This is a genomic window from Citricoccus sp. CH26A, assembly GCF_000224415.1.
GTDB lineage: Bacteria > Actinomycetota > Actinomycetes > Actinomycetales > Micrococcaceae > Citricoccus.
Genome location: NZ_AFXQ01000021.1, coordinates 30,242 through 47,061, shown reverse-complemented (window position 1 = coordinate 47,061; position 16,820 = coordinate 30,242). Strand labels below are relative to the sequence as shown.

The 16,820-nt window shown below is 68.2% G+C and carries 12 protein-coding genes; 11 read left to right on the top strand and 1 reads right to left on the bottom strand.

The window, feature by feature from the left end:
- The 11 genes from CITRI_RS0112325 to CITRI_RS18515 all read left to right on the top strand — a co-directional run.
- A partial coding sequence (locus CITRI_RS0112325) for a sugar phosphate nucleotidyltransferase (RefSeq protein WP_010145148.1) occupies nucleotides 1-354 on the top strand: 354 nt, incomplete at its 5' end.
- A 180-nt stretch (nucleotides 355-534) separates the two neighbouring features.
- On the top strand, nucleotides 535-1,134 hold the full coding sequence (locus tag CITRI_RS0112320; RefSeq protein WP_029139288.1) for a DUF177 domain-containing protein: 600 nt from the start codon (nucleotides 535-537) through the stop codon (nucleotides 1,132-1,134).
- A 2-nt stretch (nucleotides 1,135-1,136) separates the two neighbouring features.
- Nucleotides 1,137-1,340, top strand: coding sequence for a 50S ribosomal protein L32 (rpmF, locus tag CITRI_RS0112315; RefSeq protein ID WP_029139287.1), 204 nt, complete (start codon nucleotides 1,137-1,139; stop codon nucleotides 1,338-1,340).
- 6 nt (nucleotides 1,341-1,346) lie between these two features.
- The gene (gene rnc / locus CITRI_RS0112310; RefSeq protein ID WP_050813687.1) at nucleotides 1,347-2,111 is read left to right on the top strand and encodes a ribonuclease III; all 765 of its coding nucleotides are present in this window, start codon (nucleotides 1,347-1,349) and stop codon (nucleotides 2,109-2,111) included.
- Nucleotides 2,104-3,033: a bifunctional DNA-formamidopyrimidine glycosylase/DNA-(apurinic or apyrimidinic site) lyase gene (gene mutM / locus CITRI_RS0112305; RefSeq protein ID WP_029139285.1), complete on the top strand. Its 930-nt coding sequence runs from the start codon at nucleotides 2,104-2,106 to the stop codon at nucleotides 3,031-3,033. Before rnc ends, mutM begins: the two co-directional genes overlap by 8 nt.
- Nucleotides 3,034-3,099: 66 nt before the next feature.
- The gene (locus CITRI_RS17640) at nucleotides 3,100-4,401 is read left to right on the top strand and encodes an LCP family protein (protein WP_010145141.1); all 1,302 of its coding nucleotides are present in this window, start codon (nucleotides 3,100-3,102) and stop codon (nucleotides 4,399-4,401) included.
- A 3-nt stretch (nucleotides 4,402-4,404) separates the two neighbouring features.
- Nucleotides 4,405-7,416: a glycosyltransferase family 4 protein gene (locus tag CITRI_RS20300; protein WP_237709062.1), complete on the top strand. Its 3,012-nt coding sequence runs from the start codon at nucleotides 4,405-4,407 to the stop codon at nucleotides 7,414-7,416.
- Between the two features lie 92 nt (nucleotides 7,417-7,508).
- Nucleotides 7,509-8,753 (top strand): UDP-N-acetyl-D-mannosamine dehydrogenase, encoded by a 1,245-nt coding sequence (gene wecC / locus CITRI_RS0112285; protein ID WP_010145139.1) that lies wholly within the window; start codon nucleotides 7,509-7,511, stop codon nucleotides 8,751-8,753.
- A 3-nt stretch (nucleotides 8,754-8,756) separates the two neighbouring features.
- On the top strand, nucleotides 8,757-9,236 hold the full coding sequence (locus CITRI_RS0112280; protein WP_010145138.1) for a hypothetical protein: 480 nt from the start codon (nucleotides 8,757-8,759) through the stop codon (nucleotides 9,234-9,236).
- Complete coding sequence (locus CITRI_RS17625) at nucleotides 9,233-11,917, top strand: glycosyltransferase family 2 protein (RefSeq protein ID WP_010145137.1); 2,685 nt, start codon at nucleotides 9,233-9,235, stop codon at nucleotides 11,915-11,917. The genes CITRI_RS0112280 and CITRI_RS17625 overlap by 4 nt, the downstream gene beginning before the upstream one ends.
- Nucleotides 11,914-14,430, top strand: a complete 2,517-nt coding sequence (locus tag CITRI_RS18515) for a glycosyltransferase (protein ID WP_010145135.1) — start codon at nucleotides 11,914-11,916, stop codon at nucleotides 14,428-14,430. Before CITRI_RS17625 ends, CITRI_RS18515 begins: the two co-directional genes overlap by 4 nt.
- A gap of 168 nt (nucleotides 14,431-14,598) precedes the next feature.
- Here CITRI_RS18515 and CITRI_RS17615 read toward each other — a convergent pair whose 3' ends face one another.
- Nucleotides 14,599-16,764: an acyltransferase family protein gene (locus CITRI_RS17615; protein WP_083843436.1), complete on the bottom strand. Its 2,166-nt coding sequence runs from the start codon at nucleotides 16,762-16,764 to the stop codon at nucleotides 14,599-14,601.
- Between the last annotated feature and the right edge of the window lie 56 nt (nucleotides 16,765-16,820).

Below are 16,820 nucleotides of genomic sequence, written 5' to 3'. Positions count from 1 at the left end.
GAGCCGGAGGACGTGGTGAAGGTGACCGGGCTGGTGGAGAAGCCCTCCGCGGAGGACGCCCCGTCCAACCTGGCTGTGATCGGGCGCTACGTCCTGGACCCGGTGGTGTTCCAGATCCTGCAGCGCACCGGCCCCGGCCGGGGCAACGAGATCCAGCTCACCGACGCCCTCCAGGTGCTCGCCGAGGGCACCGGGGAGGGTTTCGGGGTCCATGCCGTGGTGTTCCGCGGCAAGCGCTACGACACCGGTGACAAGCTCAGCTACCTCAAGGCCGTCATCGAGCTGGCCAGCGCCCGCGAGGACCTGGGACCCGAACTGCGCCCCTGGCTCAAGGACTTCGCCGCGTCCATCTGACCAGCCCGGGCGCCGCGCCGGTCCCCGCCCGCGTCATCGCGGGCGGGGACTGGTGCGTCATTTGGACCGATGGGACCGAACCGCTAGACTGGTGAGCCGGTCCTGCGGGTTCTTCCCTGCCCGGATTCCTCGTTGTGGGGGTCCGAACCGTCGTCAACTGTCCAACCGGAAGGAATGCTGATGTCCGCGTCATCGTCCCCGGCTGCCAGCGGCGCGTGGGTGGTATCCGTCAAGGACCTGGTACGCAGCCCGGGGTCCATGAGGATCCTGGAGGAGCAGTGGCCGGCCCCCGGGGCATTGTCCACTCCGCTCATCGGCATCCCGGAGCATGCTCCCGTGGACGTCGAGCTGCGTCTGGAATCGGTCCACGAAGGCATTCTGGTCACCGGCGAGGCGCATGCCGAGCTGGTGGGCGAGTGCAGTCGTTGCCTCGACCCGATCCGGGACGGGATCACCGTCGACCTGCAGGAGCTGTTCCTCACTGCCGCCCCCGAGGGTGACAGCGACGAAGAGCACCTGGTGGTCCACGAGACCGTGGACCTGGAACCCGTCCTCCGGGACGCCGTGGTGACGGCCCTGCCGTTCCAGCCGGTGTGCCGGGACGAGTGCCAGGGCCTGTGCCCCGACTGCGGCATCCGCTTGGATGACGCGCCCGCGGACCACGCCCACGAACAGCTGGATCCGCGCTGGGCGGCGCTGGCTGCACTGACCAACCCAGCCGAGGCCGGCACCGCCGGTCCGGACCAGAAGACCTCATCCGACGAGACAGAAGAGAGATAGCCGTGGCAGTTCCGAAGCGGAAGATGTCCCGTTCCAACACCCGTGCCCGCCGTTCACAGTGGAAGGCCACCGTGCCCCCGCTGGTGAAGTCCGTGGAGAACGGTCGCGTCACCTACCGCCTGCCGCACCAGGCCCAGGTCGTGACCGACTCCGCAGGTACGCCGTTGTTCCTGGAATACAAGGGCCGCAAGGTCGCCGACGCCTGAGTGCCCATGGCACCCAGTTCGTCCGGTGAGCACCGGCCGGCCGTGACCGGCCGGGCGACAACTGAAGACCTTCTCGAGCGTCTCGGGGTCGATATCGACCCCGGGACGCTCGCTCTTGCCCTGACACACCGGTCCTACGCCTATGAGCACGGCGGGCTGCCCACCAACGAGCGCCTCGAGTTCCTGGGCGACGCCGTGCTCGGATTCGTCGTCACGGACCACCTGTACCGCACCCACCCCGACCTGGCGGAGGGCGACCTGGCCAAGATGCGGGCCGCCGTCGTGTCCACCCGGGCCCTGGCGTCCGTGGCCCGGTCCATCGGCGTGGGCGCGTCCATCCTGCTCGGCGAGGGGGAGAAGCGCACCCGTGGCCGGGACAAGGACTCCATACTGGCCGACACCCTGGAGGCGCTGATCGGCGCCGCCTACGTGGACCTCGGCCTGGAGGCCGCCCACGGGCTGGTGCACCGGTTCGTGCTGCCGCTGCTCGACGACGCCTCGGCCATGGGTGCCGGGACGGACTGGAAGACCTTCATCCAGGAGGCCGCCGCCGGCGGGAACCTGGGGGCCATCGAGTACCGCATGGAGTCCACCGGTCCGGACCATGACAAGGTCTTCACCGCCACCCTCGTGATCGGTGGCGTCGACTACGCCTCGGCCTCCGGCGGGTCCAAGAAGGAGGCCGAACGACTGGCCGCCGCCGACTCCTGGGAGCGGGTGTCCGCCGCGGCACAGGCCCGCAGCGCACCACCGGCGGGTGCCGGTGCCTGAACTGCCCGAGGTCGAGGTCGTCCGCCGGGGGCTGGAACGCTGGGCCGCCGGCCGGCCGGTCTCGGCCGTGGAGGTCCTCGACGCCCGGTCCACCCGCCGCCACGACGCCGGCCCGGCCGACTTCGCCGACCGGCTCACCGGGGCGCGGTTGGCGGTGCCCGAGCGGCGCGGCAAGTACCTCTGGATCCCCCTGGCAGATCGCGGGCCCGACGCACAGGCCCTGGTCGCCCACCTGGGCATGAGCGGACAGCTGCTGGTCAACGAGCCCGGTGACCCTGAACCGCGGCACCTGCGCATCAGGCTCCTGCTCGAGCCCGCCGAGGAGGCGGGAGACGGCGAGGACCGCTCCCGTGAGCTGCGCTTCGTGGACCAGCGGATCTTCGGCGGACTGTTCCTGGACCCCCTCGTCGAGGCGTCCGACCGCCCCGGGCAGCTGTTGCCGGCCTCCGTGGCCCACATCGGCCGCGACCCGATGGACCCGGACTTCGACCCGGAGGCGGTGCACCGCCGGCTGCGGCTGCGCAGGACCGGGCTCAAGCGCGCCATGCTGGACCAGACACTCGTCTCCGGCATCGGCAACATCTACGCGGACGAGGCGTTGTGGCGGGCCCGGTTGCACTACGCCCGCCCCACCGAGACCCTGAACCGCACCGAGTCGTCGCGGTTGTTCGAGGCCGTGCGCGAGGTCATGGCGGAGGCACTGTCCCAGGGCGGGACCAGTTTCGACTCGCTCTACGTCAACGTGAACGGGGACTCCGGCTACTTCGACCGCTCCCTCGACGTCTACGGGCGGGCCGGGCAGCCCTGCCGCCGCTGTGCCCGGCAGGGACGCGAGTCCACCATCGTCCGGGACCGGTTCATGAACCGGTCCTCCGCATACTGTCCCCGCTGCCAGCCGGTGCCGCGACGGGCCCGCTGGTAGTCCCGTCGCTGTCCTGATCGGGCGCTAGCATGGGACGGATCCTCCTGTAGTCGTTAGGAAACCCCTGTGTCCTCACCCGACCCCGGTCAGTACGCGCCCCGACGCGTGGTGCGCAAGTCCACCCGGCGACGCCACACCGTCCGCAACGCGTTCCTGGTGGCCGCCGCCCTCGTGCTGGTCGTGCTCGTCGTCGTGGGCATCTACGTCGCCTCGATCGCCACCGCCTTCAACAACAAGCGCCAGACCGTGGACGCAGGCATCGCCACCCAGGCCGCGATCGACGACGGCGCCCTCAACGTGCTCCTGCTCGGTTCCGACTCCCGCGGCGAGGGCCTGGACACCGCGGAGAACAAGGGGGAGGACGGGGAACGCTCGGACACCATGATGCTCGTCCACGTCCCGGAAGACCGCCAGGACGTCTACGTCATGTCCCTCGTGCGCGACCTCTGGGTCGAGATCCCCGGCGAGGGCGAACGCAAGATCAACGCGGCGCTGGGCCTGGGCGGCTACCCGCTGGTGACCGCGACCGTAGAGAACCTCGTGGGCGTGAACGTCGACCACCTGGCCGTGATCGACTTCGAGGGCTTCAACGGGCTGACCGACGCCCTGGGCGGCGTCCAGGTCTGCAACCCCAACACCTTCTCCTCCGGGCAGATCAATCCCTCGTACTTCCCGCAGGGGGAGATCCTGCTGCAGGGGGCGGACGCGTTGCGCTACGTGCGCGAGCGCAAGGCCTTCATGGGCGGTGACTTCGAACGCGTGGCCAACCAGCAGCGGTTCGTCTCGGCCATGGTGGACCAGGTCCTCACCGTGGACACGCTGGCCAACCCCCAAAAACTCACGGACGTGATCAACGCCATCGTGCCGTTCATCACCGTGGACGAGGGCCTCGACGCCGCCACGATCGCCGGTTACGGACTCCAGCTCAACGGGATCCGCTCCGGGGACATCCACACGTTCACCGTCCCGCACGGACCCCCGACCGAGGGCCCGGGCGGTGCCTCGATCGTGGAACAGGACGAGGAGGCCATGGGCGAGCTGCGCCGTGCCCTGAAGGGTGACGAACTGGACCAGTACCTGGCCGGGGACACCGAGCAGGGCGAGGCCGGTGCCACGCCGCCGTCCGGAGAGACGACGGTTGCCCCCGGTGATCCGGCCTCGTCCGGTGACCCCACTTCGTCTGGCGCGACAGGCGAACCGCCGGTCGACCAGACGACGCCCGGGGCGCAGGGGTCCAAGGGCACGGAGGACGCCCAGGGTGGGCCGCACCCGACGGATTCCGGGGCCCCCGGTGACGGAAGCATGGATGCCTCGATGCAGGCCTCGGCCGAGCCGGTGGTCCCGGTCGATCCCTGCGCGGGGGGCTGACCCATGCGCGTCCAGCTCATCACGCACTCCTACCTGCCCGAGAGAACACCGCCGCAACGGCGATGGACGGCGTTCGTGGAGGCCTTCCGCCGGGACGGGTGGGAGGTGGACGTCATCGTCCCCCAGGCCGATCCCGGTCACACCCCCGGTGGTGCCGAGGGGATCAGGGCCTCCTCCGTGACGGACCGCGGACCGGCAGGAGAGCGGTTGTACCGGACCGTGGGGCTCTCAGCGCTGGCCGGCACGCGGGACGGCCGGTTCGCTGTTCATGTCCTGCACGCGCTGGCCGCCGTACCCCGGGGGTTGGCGGCCCCGAGGCCGGACATCGTCGTCATCACCGTTCCCGCCCTGCCCACCGTGGTGTCCGGCTGGGTGGTCTCCCGGTGGCGCCGGGTGCCCCTCGTGGTCGAGATGCGCGATGCCTGGCCGGACCTCGCCCGGGAGTCCGGCGTTAAGGCCGGATTGTTGTCCTCGGCGATGGAGCGGCTCGTCTCGGGAGTCCAGCGCTCGGCGGATGCGGTCGTCACGGTGACCGAGGGATTCGCGGAGACCCTGTCGGCCCGTGGCGTCAGACCTGTGGAGGTCATCGGCAACGGCGTGGAGTTGAGCCGAGTCCCGGCCGTGCCCCACCGCGACCGGGAACCGGGCACGTTGAACGTGCTCTACCTCGGTAACCACGGGGAGAGCCAGGGCCTGGAGACCGTTATCCGGGCCGCCGCCCTCGCCCGCAGGAGCCCCGCCCGCATCCGGGTACGGCTGGTGGGATCAGGAACGCGCCGGCAGCAGTTGGAGGAACTGAACAGGGAACTCGGATCTCCGGTCGAGATGCTGGACCCGGTGCACGGCGCCGGGTTGTCTGAGCAGTATGCCTGGGCGGACACCTGCCTCGTGTGCCTGCGCCCGGACTGGCCCAGTTTCGCCTGGACCATTCCGTCCAAGACCTACGAGATCCTCGCCGTGGGCCGCCATGTCACCGGCGTGGTGACCGGTGAGGCCGCCCGGCTCCTGTCCGCCACCGGCAGCGCCGACCTGGTGGAGGCGGACCCGGCCGGGCTCGTGGCGCTATGGGAGCGGCTGGCTGCGGACCCAGAGGCGACCCGCACGGGCGATACCGGCCGCCAGTGGGTGGCGCGCCACGCCGACCTGCCCCGGCTGGGACAACGGTTCGTCGGTCTCGCCCGACGCCTGGCCGGCCCCGCCGCCGACCGGGGGAGCGCCCGCATCCCGGGCCGTGCCGCGCAACTGATGGCGAACCTGTCCCTGACCGCGACCACGGTCGCCGAGCACCTGCGTGACGACCCGGCCCTGCTGGCACTGCAGGTCTCCCGACGCCTTCCGACAGGACTGCGCACGCGGGCCGCGGCCGTCGTCGGACGCCTCGACTGGGGACCGCTGCAGGTGGCCGGCGCCATCGGCCTGGCCGCTGCCGGGCGCACCGGGGAGCTACGCGAACGTGCGCTGGCCGCCCTCGAGGACCGGGCACCGGACCGGCGACTGGTCCACTACGCCGACATCCTGCTCAGTGCCGGTGATCGAGAGGCTGCCGGTCACCTGCTGGACCGGGTCCGCCCGGGCATCCCGGACCTGGCCGCCGCCCGCGCGCGACAGGCCTGGGACGCGGGACGGATGACCGAGGCCGTCGAGGAGTTGTCCGGGGCCGGCCGCGAAGGACGGCAGCGGCGGCAGCTGGCCAGCGAGCTTGCCGCATTCGCTGGCGCGCGTCCCCAGCTCGGCGCGGTCGGGGATTACAGACCGTCTCCTGGCCGGGTGCTGCACGTGCTGACCAACTCGCTGCCGCACACGCCCTCGGGTTACGCGCAGCGCTCACACGCCATCCTCACTGCACTGCGCGACGACGGCTGGGACGTCAGCGCGGTCACCCGGCTGGGGTGGCCGGTGCAGACGGGGGTCCTGCACGCCGCGGCGGTCGACACCGTGGACGGGATTGAGTACCGGCGACTCTTGCCCCGCCGCCTGGCCGAGGGTTTCGACGCCCGTATGCAACAACACGCCGAACTGCTCCTGAACACGGTGCGCGCGCTGCGGCCCGCGGTGCTGCACACCACCAGCCACTGGACGAATGCCATGGTGGTCCAGGCCGTTGCCGATGCCGTGGGGATTCCCTGGGTCTATGAGGTCCGTGGCCAGCTGGCCGACACGTGGGCCTCGACCCGTGGCATCGAGGCCCGTGAGTCCGAGCGCTACCGCCTGTTCACCGAGCGGGATGCAGAGGCCGCCCGCTCGGCCGACGCCGTGGTGACGCTGGGGCCGTCGATGCGGGCCAACCTGTCCGCGCACGGAGTGGACCCGGCCTCGATCGAGCTGTGCCCGAATGCCGTGGGGGGAGTGTTCCTGGAGGAACCGGGGGACCGGACCGCCGCGCGTCGGGCCCTGGGCCTGGACCCGCACCTGGACTATGTCGGGACTATCAGTTCTATCGTCCCCTATGAAGGACTCGACACCCTGGTCCGGGCCGTGGCATCGCTCGCGCCGACGCGTCCCGGCCTGCGCCTGCTGATGGCGGGGGACGGAACCGCGCTGCCCGGACTGCTGGACCTGGCGGCGGATCTGGGCATCACGGATCGACTCATCGTTCCCGGCCGCGTGGACCGGGCGATGGCCCCCACCTATCATCAGGCCCTGGACATCTTCGTGGTGCCCCGCCGGGACACCTCCGTGACGAGATCGGTCACGCCCATGAAGTCCGTCGAGGCCTCGGCCTCGGGGCGCCCGGTGGTGGCCTCCGACCTGCCCGCGCTGGCCGAGTTGGTTGAGCACGGCGTCACCGGCCTGCTGGTCACGCCGGAGGATCCGGTGGCCCTGGCTGGAACGCTCGGGGAGCTCCTGCAGGACCCCGACCGTGCCGCCCGCATGGGCGCGGCCGGACGCGCGTGGGCCCTCAGGGAGCGTACGTGGGTGGCGAACGCCGAGAAGTACGGTGGCCTGTACCGTGCCCTTGCGGGCGCCGCCGGGGTGCCTGTCGGTGCGCCGGGCGGGACCCGTCCACCCGTATAATCGCCTCTGGTGCTCGACCCGACCATGGTCGTCGAGTGGCCACTCTGACCTCATCCGGTACCCCGGGTGCACGTACGAACGAAGGACCCTGTATGAAGGACATCACCAGTGTTGCCGTGATCGGCCTCGGTTACATCGGGCTGCCGACGGCTGCCATCCTGGCCAAGAGCGGCATCCGGGTGTTCGGGGTCGACGTGTCGCAGCGGACGGTGGATGCGGTCAACGCCGGTGAGGTGCCGTTCGTGGAGCCGGACCTGGGCGAGGTCGTGGAGAAGGCCGTCGCGGACGGACTGCTGTCCGCCTCGACGGACACTCCGGCGGCCGATGCGTACATCGTGGCCGTGCCGACCCCGTTCCACGCCGACAAGTCCCCGGACCTGTCCTACATTGAGGCCGCGGGCCGGGGACTGGCCCCGCAGCTGAGCGGTGATGAGCTGATCATCCTGGAGTCGACCTCCCCGCCCGGGGCCACCGAACACCTGGCCGAGGTCGTGTACGCCGCTCGCCCGGAGCTGAAGGAGTCCGGTGCGCTGGACTTCGCCCACGCCCCGGAACGGGTGCTGCCGGGCAAGGTGATGGTCGAGATGGTCACCAACGACCGGATCGTGGGCGGGTCCACCTCGCAGGCCGGGGAGCGGGCCAAGGAGCTGTACCGGCGCTTCTGCGAGGGCCAGATCCTGCTGACGGACACCCGCACCGCGGAGATGGCCAAGCTGGTGGAGAACTCCTTCCGGGACGTGAACATCGCCTTCGCCAACGAGTTGTCGATGATCTGCACCGAGCTGGGGATCGACGTGTGGGAGCTCATCGAGCTGGCCAACCACCACCCGCGGGTGAATATCCTGCAGCCGGGCCCGGGCGTGGGCGGGCACTGCATCGCGGTGGACCCGTGGTTCATCGTCGCCGCCGCCCCGGAGCAGTCCCGGTTGATCCGCGGCGCCCGGGAGATCAACGACGCCAAGCCAGAGTGGGTGGTGCGCCAGGTCAAGGCCGAGGCCTTCGACGTCCAGCGCGAGACCGGGCGGGCCCCGGTGATCGCCGCGCTGGGCCTGGCGTTCAAGCCCAACATCGATGACCTGCGCGAGTCCCCGGCCCTGGGGATCACGGTGCAGCTGTCCGAGCAGTTCGGCGACTCGACGATCCTGGCCGTGGAGCCCCACGTGGATCAGCTGCCGGCGGTGCTGGCCGGGCGGGACAACGTCAAGCTCACCGAGGCTGCCGCCGCGCTGGAGCAGGCCGACATCGTGGTGCTGCTCGTGGACCACGAGGCCTTCGCCGACCTGGGCTCCCGGGCCGCCACCAAGCGCGTGGTCGACACCCGCGGCCAGTGGCGCTGAGGCATGGCTGACATCCCCGTCGAGAGCGAAATCGACGATGGCGACCTGAAGGAGGTCTCTCCTCCGGCCGAAGCCGAGGACCTCCAGGCCATCGGATCCGATCCTGAAGCAACTCAACTGAGCGGCATCGAACTGCTGAAGCATCAGCTCGAAGTGGAGATCGCCCAGCAGGTGGCCCTGGCCGAGGAGCTCCAGGTGGCATATCAGGTTGAGCGGGAACTGCGTGACGAGATCGATGTACTCATGGGCCTGAAGCCGATCACGGCGGGCCGGCACGACTCCGGATCGATCGTTCGCCGCGGAATGACGTTCCTGCGGAGCGGGGGCAAGGCCGCCAAGGTGAAACGCCGCATCCGGAAGGTCGGCCGGAAAGTGCCCTACGCTGCACAGGGGTTCCGTGCCGTGGGTGGGATCCTCCGATCCGCGAATCTCCCGGAGGGCGGTCGCCGCGCATCAGGGGCCGACGTGCAGAGGCCTGAATGAGCTTAAGGCCCTACACTCAGATCAACGCCCGGACGTCATCCGTCCTCGAGCTCCGGAGTGAGGAACTGTCCGGCCAGGTCGCGGCCGCCCGGGAGCGTGGCATGCTGTACCGGGACCTGGACGAGCCGTCGGGACCGGCCCTGCGGTCCGCGCTGGCAGGCAAGACGCCTCACGGGGTGTACCTTCCGGCGTTGCTGGACTCGCGGTCCGAGGACGTGCTCCAGGACCTCCTGGATGCCGTCGACCTCTTGGAGGAGACATCCCCCGGAATCGCGAACGAGATCTCCACGGCCCGTGTCGGTATAGTCTGCGACCTGTTCTTGTACCGAAGCTTCGAGGGCCTCATCGACCTGGTGCCCCTGTTCCCGGACAACTTCCGCGATGAGCAGGACCTCGACGTCCTGCTCATCACCTCCACCTGGCGGGGCATCGACGGCGAATCGTGGTCGGGCGTCGCGCAGGAGAAGGGCGGACTGCGACGCGTCCTCCTGGACGAACTCATTCCCCATTTTCGCAGCCGAGGCGTGCCGGTGGTCTTCTATTCGAAGGAGGACCCGCCCAACTACGGACAGTTCCTGGAGTTCGCCCAGCAGGCGGACTACATCTTCACCACGGCCGTGGAGAAGGTGGACGACTACCAGCGAGACTGTCCCCAGGCGACGACGGTCGAGGTGCTGCCCTTCGGCATCAACCCGTTGCACCACTCACCGATCGGGTCGCGCTTGGTCGACACCCGGTTGATCACCTTCGCGGGCAGCTGGTTCAACCACAAGTATGCGGAGAGATCCGAGTGGGGTCGTCAGCTCCTGGACGGAGTCAACACCGCGCATGGCTACGAACTGCTGATCTTCGACCGGAATTCACGCCTCGGCCTGGAGAAGTACGCGTTTCCGGGCCATCTGTTGAACAAGGTCCATCCGGCTGTCGACCACAGGTTCCTGCTGGATGTCCAGAGGCTGTCCGACATCGCGATCAACCTGAACTCGGTGTCCTTCAGCTCGACGATGATGGCGAACAGGGCCATCGAACTGCAGGCACAGAACACCGCCGTGCTGAGCAATTACAACGCGCGCCTGAACTCCCGCTACCCCCACGTCCACCTGGTCAACTCCGCCGATGACGTCCGCGGTTTCCTCGAGACGATGACCATGGCGGAACTGCGCCGCATGCAGGCAGATGGACTGCGGGCCGTCTTCAGCAATGAACTGGCCAGCTCCCGTCTGCGGTCCATCCTGCATGCGGTCGGCCACGAGGTCACCGGGCAGGACCTCCGGGTCGGTATCGTGCTTGAAGGCCGTGATCGCCGGCTCGAGCAACAGGTCGAGGCCCAGACCCTTCCTGCGGTGGTCCTGCCCCCGGGCCTGGACGGTTCCCATGGCAGTGCCGCCGGGACAGGACGTGACGTGGATGTGTTGGTCCGCATGGGGCCAGGCTTCGACTACGAACCCACCCACGTGGAGGACCTGGTCAACGCATTCCGGTACACGTCCGCGACGTCCGTGGAGAAGATCCCGGTGCCCGGGGTCCGCGCTGACCGCAGGGCCCACCGCTACCACCCGGTGATCGATGAGCCCCTGTGTTCTGCACAGTTCGTGGGGGCACCGAGGAACGCCACCGTCGTGCGCGAGGCCTATGCCCTCGACGACGTCGGCGTGAGGCCGCGTACCTCGCCGGACCCCGTGGTGGTCTCCGGTCCGCGCCGGCCCCTGCTGTCCGTCATCGTTCCCGTCTACGACAATGGTGGCCATCTCCAGCACAAGTGCTTCGCGAGTCTTCGGCGCAGCGCGGTGTTCGGGGACATGGAGGTCATCCTCGTCGACGACGGATCAACGGATCCGCAGACCGTGTCGACCGTCCGGCGGCTCGAACGGGAATACCCACAGGTCCGGGTTCACAGGTTCCCCCCGGGCGGGTCCGGCAGTGCCTCCCGACCCCGGAACAAGGGTCTGGAGATGGCCCGTGGTGAATACGTGACCTACCTGGATCCGGACAACGAGGCGGTGAACGACGGTTATGCCCGACTGGTCGGCGTGCTGCAGCGCCACCCGGACGCGGACTTCGCCATCGGCAACATGACGAGATGGCGCCAGGGGCACCGGCTGGCCCGATACGCACGGACGATCACGAACCGCCTGCCCCTGGTGGACGGTGTCGTGACACTGGACGATCGGTCCCTGGTGGAGCTGGGCTTCCAGCCCATGAGTATCCAGGCCATCGTGGCCCGCCGCGCATGGTTGGCCGGGCTGGACCTCATCCAACCGGTGGGAGCACTGGGACAGGACTCGTACTTCTTCCAGCAGATGCTGTACTACGCGCGTCGGATCGTCCCCGTGGACCTTCCGGTGCACACCTACTACGGCGAGGTCGAGAACTCCATGGTCAACAGCGTCAGCGCGAACTTCTTCAGGAAGTACGTTCCATTGGAGCGGGCTCGCTCTGCCTGGCTGCGCGAGGTGGGCCTCCTGGAGGAGTATAAGGAAGCCCGAGTGGAGGTCTTCCTCAAGCACTGGTACCTGCGCAAGCTGCGCCTCGTGGACTCCTCCCAGATCGTCGAGTCGAAGGACCTGATCGAGAAGCTGGTGGGTTACTACGGTGATCATCCCACGTGGACCGACTCCGAAGTCGTCGACTTCTGGCAGGGACGTTCGCAGGGTGGAGTGAAGGGGACGCTCCGGGCATGAGTTGGAGTGAGCTGCCAGAATGGCAGCGCGAGTACGTCAGCGTGTTGTTCCGCGGCGACGACGCCGCGGCACGAAGGTTCGAATCGTCCGGTTTCCTCAAGGACAACTTTGGGAGCGACGGCAACGTGGTCTCCTTCATCGCTCTCCAGCGGGCCAACAGGCAGCTGGACCCGAACTCGGAGTCTGCGCTGGAGGACGCCGGCGTTCTCGCACAGTGTGCCCTGGACGCGGGGTTCCGCAGGGCCGCAGAGCGCATCTTCCGGAGAATCCCGGGGCCTCGGCGGGCCATTCACGACGGGCGGATGGACCCGGGGGCCGTCGAGTATCTCTCCCTTCGGCCTCCGAGGGTCCTGGCGCCGTCGCGGTCGGCCCACGGCTTCGTGCTGGAAGGAGGCGAAGCCTCGGACTCCGCCTCGATCCGCCGGACCGTGAACCGTCTTCGTGTCCGCACCACGCGAGTGCCGCTGCCCGACAAGGCGCCCTCGTCGGCAGAGGAGCTCTTCAGCATCCTGGATCGCTTCTCGGCCGGTCGGAACCGGCTGCACATGAGCGCCCTGGTCATGGAGTGGGATGAGACACGATTCCCGCTGGCAGTCCTCCTGGGACGCCTGCTGCTCATTCCCCTCGTCGTCGCCGACTACTCCGAGATCGGGGGTCGGGCGGGGGAGTTCGCCCGTGAGCACGGGGTGGGACTGGTCGGCGCCGTCGATGCTCCCTGGTGGGCGCCCGTGATGTCGCTGGACATGGTGCCACGGCATGAGAGCGGACCGATCATCAGGGAACTGTCCACGAATGTCAGGTTCGATTCCCACCACGCCTCCGGGCAGACCACCGCCATGGAGACCGCGTTGCGCATCGGGTGGATTCTCCGGGATGGTGACAACTACGGGATCCTCGCCCGCCGCCATGACACGGGACTGGACACGATGCCGTTCCGCTGGTTCGCAGCGGAGATCAACCGCCGACGGGAGAGCGGTGTGTTCGGCCCGGTGTTGCTGGCGATGGTGGCGGAGTTCTTGTGGAAACAACCCGTCCAGGGACGCTTCCGGCTGCTGCAGAAACGCTGTGAGCTCTGGTCATTGAAGGCTCCGGCCGGTTATCGCAGGGCGCTTTCACGGACCGCACGTCACATCGGCGAGACTCACTACCCAGGCCTCGTCCAAGGGGCGAAGCTCGCCGACAGTGCCGAATACCGGCGGGCCAGCAACGTCCTGTCGCGGCCGGCCCAGGAGGGGCACCTGGCGGCCATGTACCTCTTTGGTGAGTGCCGGGCCGCTGCAGACCTGAGTGATGAACTCCTTCGTGGGGCCACTGAGGATGGCAGACCTGAAGACGCCCGGCCGGAGAAGATTGTGTGTATCCTGCACGCGTCCACTCCGTACCAGTCCGGCGGCTACGCCATCCGCGCCCATGGGATCCTCCAGGTCCTGACGAGGGCAGGCATCGACATCACGGCCGTCACCCGGCCGGGTTTCCCGGCCGAGACGGGTGACGGTGAGTTCCGACCCGAGAACGTCGTTGACGGCGTCCGCTATCGGCACATCGAGGCCTCGGGAGTGGAGCGGAGCGTCGGTGAGGCCCGGCACATGGCCTCCTTCGTGGACGACTTCGTCGAGGTCCTCCGGACGACAGGCGCCACCAAGGTCCATGTGCGTTCGACCTTCCTCATCGCGATTCCCGCCATCATCGCCGCCCACAGGCTTGGACTCAAGGTCGTCTACGAGATCTCGGGACTCTGGGAACTGGTGTATGCCGAACGCGAGTCACAGCACTCCCTCCTGAGGAGGGCACCCATGGCCGAGCACTTCGAGATCCTGGCGGCGAGACACGCAGACTCCGTCGTGGTCATGAATGAGCCGGTGCGGCAGCTGTCCATCGAGCGAGGTGTGGCGCAGGAACACCTGCGGGTGGCGCCCAATGCCGTCGACGTGGAGAAATTCGCGCCCAGCGCCGACTCGTCGGGATCCGTGGTCGGTTTCATCGGCAGCTTCGTCGACTACGAGGGTATCTGGTTGATCGTCCTGGCGGCCGCTGAGCTCTTGGAACGTGGAGTCGAGGTGCAGGTCCGCCTGGTGGGGGACGGGAGCGAATATCCCCGCGTGGAGAAACTCGTCGATGAGATGGGATTGGCCGACCACGTCGTGCTGACGGGGCGCGTGCCGCACGACCAGGTGATCCGCGAATACGAGGAGATCGATATCCTGGTCTATCCACGTCTGCCCACGGCGGCCACGACGACTATCACGCCGCTCAAACCCTTTGAAGCCTTTGCGATGGAGAAGGCCGTCGTGGTCAGCGATGTCCCGCCCCTGCGCGAGATCGCCGGTGACGGGACGCGAGCGTTGGTCTTCCCTCCTGGTGACGTGTCCAGCCTGGCCGATGCTCTCGAGAGGCTCCTGTCCGACCCGGGCCTTCGCCGTCGGCTCGGTAGCCGGGCCCGTGAATGGGTGGCCCGGGAGCGTTCGTGGGACCAGGTCGTCCAGACATTCCGCGAGGCCTACTCAGACCTCTGACGTCCAGGGCTGTGACCACTCCGGGACCATCGATCGACAGCACGACAGCACGACAGCACAAGGCCCGCCCGCCCTGGATCCTCGTCCTGATCCCGGGCTCGCGGGCCTTGAGCCGGTGCCGCTGGCCGCCACGGACGCATGGGCCCCGCAGCGGCCGTGACGCCGGCGTCACTGCGCCGCGGTCAGCAATCCGGCGTCGGACAGCGCTTGCTCGATCGACCTGCGGAACGAGGTGGAGAACTCGACCGAGTAGTGGGAGTGGTCGTAGTACGAGATGAGTCCTCCGACCAGGCCGTAGCACCGCTCATCCCGGCACACCCCGTCCATGGAACTGAAGCTGCCGACGATGGCGGGATCGCCGTTCTCCACGGCCTTCGTCAGTCGCGCATTGCGTTCTGTGGCCTTCGACAGCGAGACTGAGCAGTCGGACTTCACGTCATCCGCCGTCTCGATGCAGGTGGGGACGTCCAACTCGCCGAAGTGCGGCGATTCCTCGAAGACGAAGACCTCCTTGCCCGCGTCCTGCCAGTCAGACCACATCCGGTGCAATGCCTCGGTGGACGCCGTCTCGGACGTGTCCTTCCCGACGCGGGACGCGGACATGAGGACGACATCGAGGGACTCGTCCTCGATGAACTCCTGTGTGGTCGTCCGGACGAACTCGGCACAGCCTTGTTCCTTGGCGCCCGTTGCGTCGCCTGATGACGAGCCCTCAGGCTCGCGGTCGACGGGAATGCAACCACTCTTGGTATGGACCCGAAGACTCCACTGGTTGTCGCGGGCGATCTCATCGAGGACCGGCAGCCACATCGTGGCGTGTGAATCACCGAGTATGGCAGCCTGCACAGTGGACTCGGACTCCGGAACGCCCAGAACACAGGGCTCCCAGGAGGTGACATCCTGGGTCTCCGACTGCTGACACTCCGAGAAGGGACGCTTCTCACGCTGAGCCGCGACAGCGGCAGGGGACACGACAGGGTCCTTGAAGACGTCCTCGTCTGAGCAGTCGTTGAGGAGGGCGTTGGCGCCTACGCACTCTCCCTGCGTCTCCACGCGCTGGTCGTTGGTGCGAAGGACAAGGGTGGGGACCAGGAGGGCGACGACGGACAGGAGGGCGAGCCCGGCCGCCATGAAGGCGAAGCTGTTGCGGGGCCGCTTCAGAAGCGTCGAGAACCGCAGCGGGTCTTCCACCCACCGTTGGCTGGCGGCCGCCAGCAGTATCGACGCGACGGCCACGAGGATCTTGTGGTACCAGAAGAAGTCATCATTCACGATGCTCACCACCACGATGAGGGGCCAGTGCCAGAGATAGAGAGCGTAGCTCCAGTCACCCAACCGGACGAAGGGCCGCCTGCTGGCCCACCAGTAGACTCCGGTCCTCGGCGACTGTGCGCCGAACCGGATGAACAGTACCGTGCCGACGACCGGCAGCAATGCGGCATATCCCGGGAAGGCGGTGGCATCACTGAAGGTCAGGGCGGCGGTGACGATCATGAGGATTCCGGCCCAACCCAGCAGGTTGCGCAACCAGTGGTCGGGTCGTGACATCTGGGGAAGGAGGACCAGCAACGCGCCGGCGCAGAATTCCCAGAGCCTGGTGGGAGTGACGAAGTAGGCCTGGGCGGGATCGTAGGCGGTGAAGTAGACAGAGTAGGCCAGTGACCCGATGGCGATGACTGCGAGGGTGAGCCCGACGGTTCGTCGCGCCGGCCAACCGCGCCGGGTATGGCGATGGGCCAGGAATGCCGCGAGGGCCAGCGCGAGGGGGAAGAAGACGTAGAACTGTTCCTCCACCGAGAGGGACCAGTAGTGGGTGACCAGGCTGTCCGGGTTCTCACTGGCCGAGTAGTCGACGGCGGCTGAGGCCAGGAACCAGTTCTGGACGTAGAACGCCGAGGCGAGGATCTGCCGGAGGTTGTCCTGCCACAGGGTCCCGGGCATGAAGAGAAACAGCAGGACGGCGGAGACCAGCAGCACCAGGAACGCCAGGGGCAACAGACGCCGGATCCGTCGAGCCCAGAACGAGGCCAGACTGATGCGCCCCTGGGTCTCCAGTTGCTTGAGCAGGTGTGACGTGATGAGGAACCCGGAGATGACGAAGAACACGTCCACCCCGACGAAGCCACCGGACAACCGCTGGGGCCACAGGTGATACAGCAGGACGAGTCCCACGGCCAGCGCACGCAGACCTTGGAGTTCAGGCCTGAAGCTTCTTCTTTTCGGCGACGCGACCGGAACGTCAGCAGGCTTGGCCTGTGGTCGGGTGGTGGCGTACTGAGACAACCTGTGGTCCTTCGGGATTGATGTCGGATGGTCCAGCCGGGAGGGCCTCATCGTGCTGGGTGTCCGGGACGGTGCTTCGCCAACCCGGGGAATTATCGCGGCGAACC

Excerpts from the sequence above, each read along its gene's own strand:
- CITRI_RS18515 (WP_010145135.1), top strand. The coding sequence starts at position 11,914 with ATGAGTTGGAGTGAGCTGCCAGAATGGCAGCGCGAGTACGTCAGCGTG.
- CITRI_RS20300 (WP_237709062.1), top strand. The coding sequence starts at position 4,405 with ATGCGCGTCCAGCTCATCACGCACTCCTACCTGCCCGAGAGAACACCG.
- CITRI_RS17615 (WP_083843436.1), bottom strand. The coding sequence starts at position 16,764 with ATGAGGCCCTCCCGGCTGGACCATCCGACATCAATCCCGAAGGACCAC.
- CITRI_RS0112280 (WP_010145138.1), top strand. The coding sequence starts at position 8,757 with ATGGCTGACATCCCCGTCGAGAGCGAAATCGACGATGGCGACCTGAAG.
- rnc (WP_050813687.1), top strand. The coding sequence starts at position 1,347 with ATGGCACCCAGTTCGTCCGGTGAGCACCGGCCGGCCGTGACCGGCCGG.
- CITRI_RS17625 (WP_010145137.1), top strand. The coding sequence starts at position 9,233 with ATGAGCTTAAGGCCCTACACTCAGATCAACGCCCGGACGTCATCCGTC.
- wecC (WP_010145139.1), top strand. The coding sequence starts at position 7,509 with ATGAAGGACATCACCAGTGTTGCCGTGATCGGCCTCGGTTACATCGGG.
- CITRI_RS0112320 (WP_029139288.1), top strand. The coding sequence starts at position 535 with ATGTCCGCGTCATCGTCCCCGGCTGCCAGCGGCGCGTGGGTGGTATCC.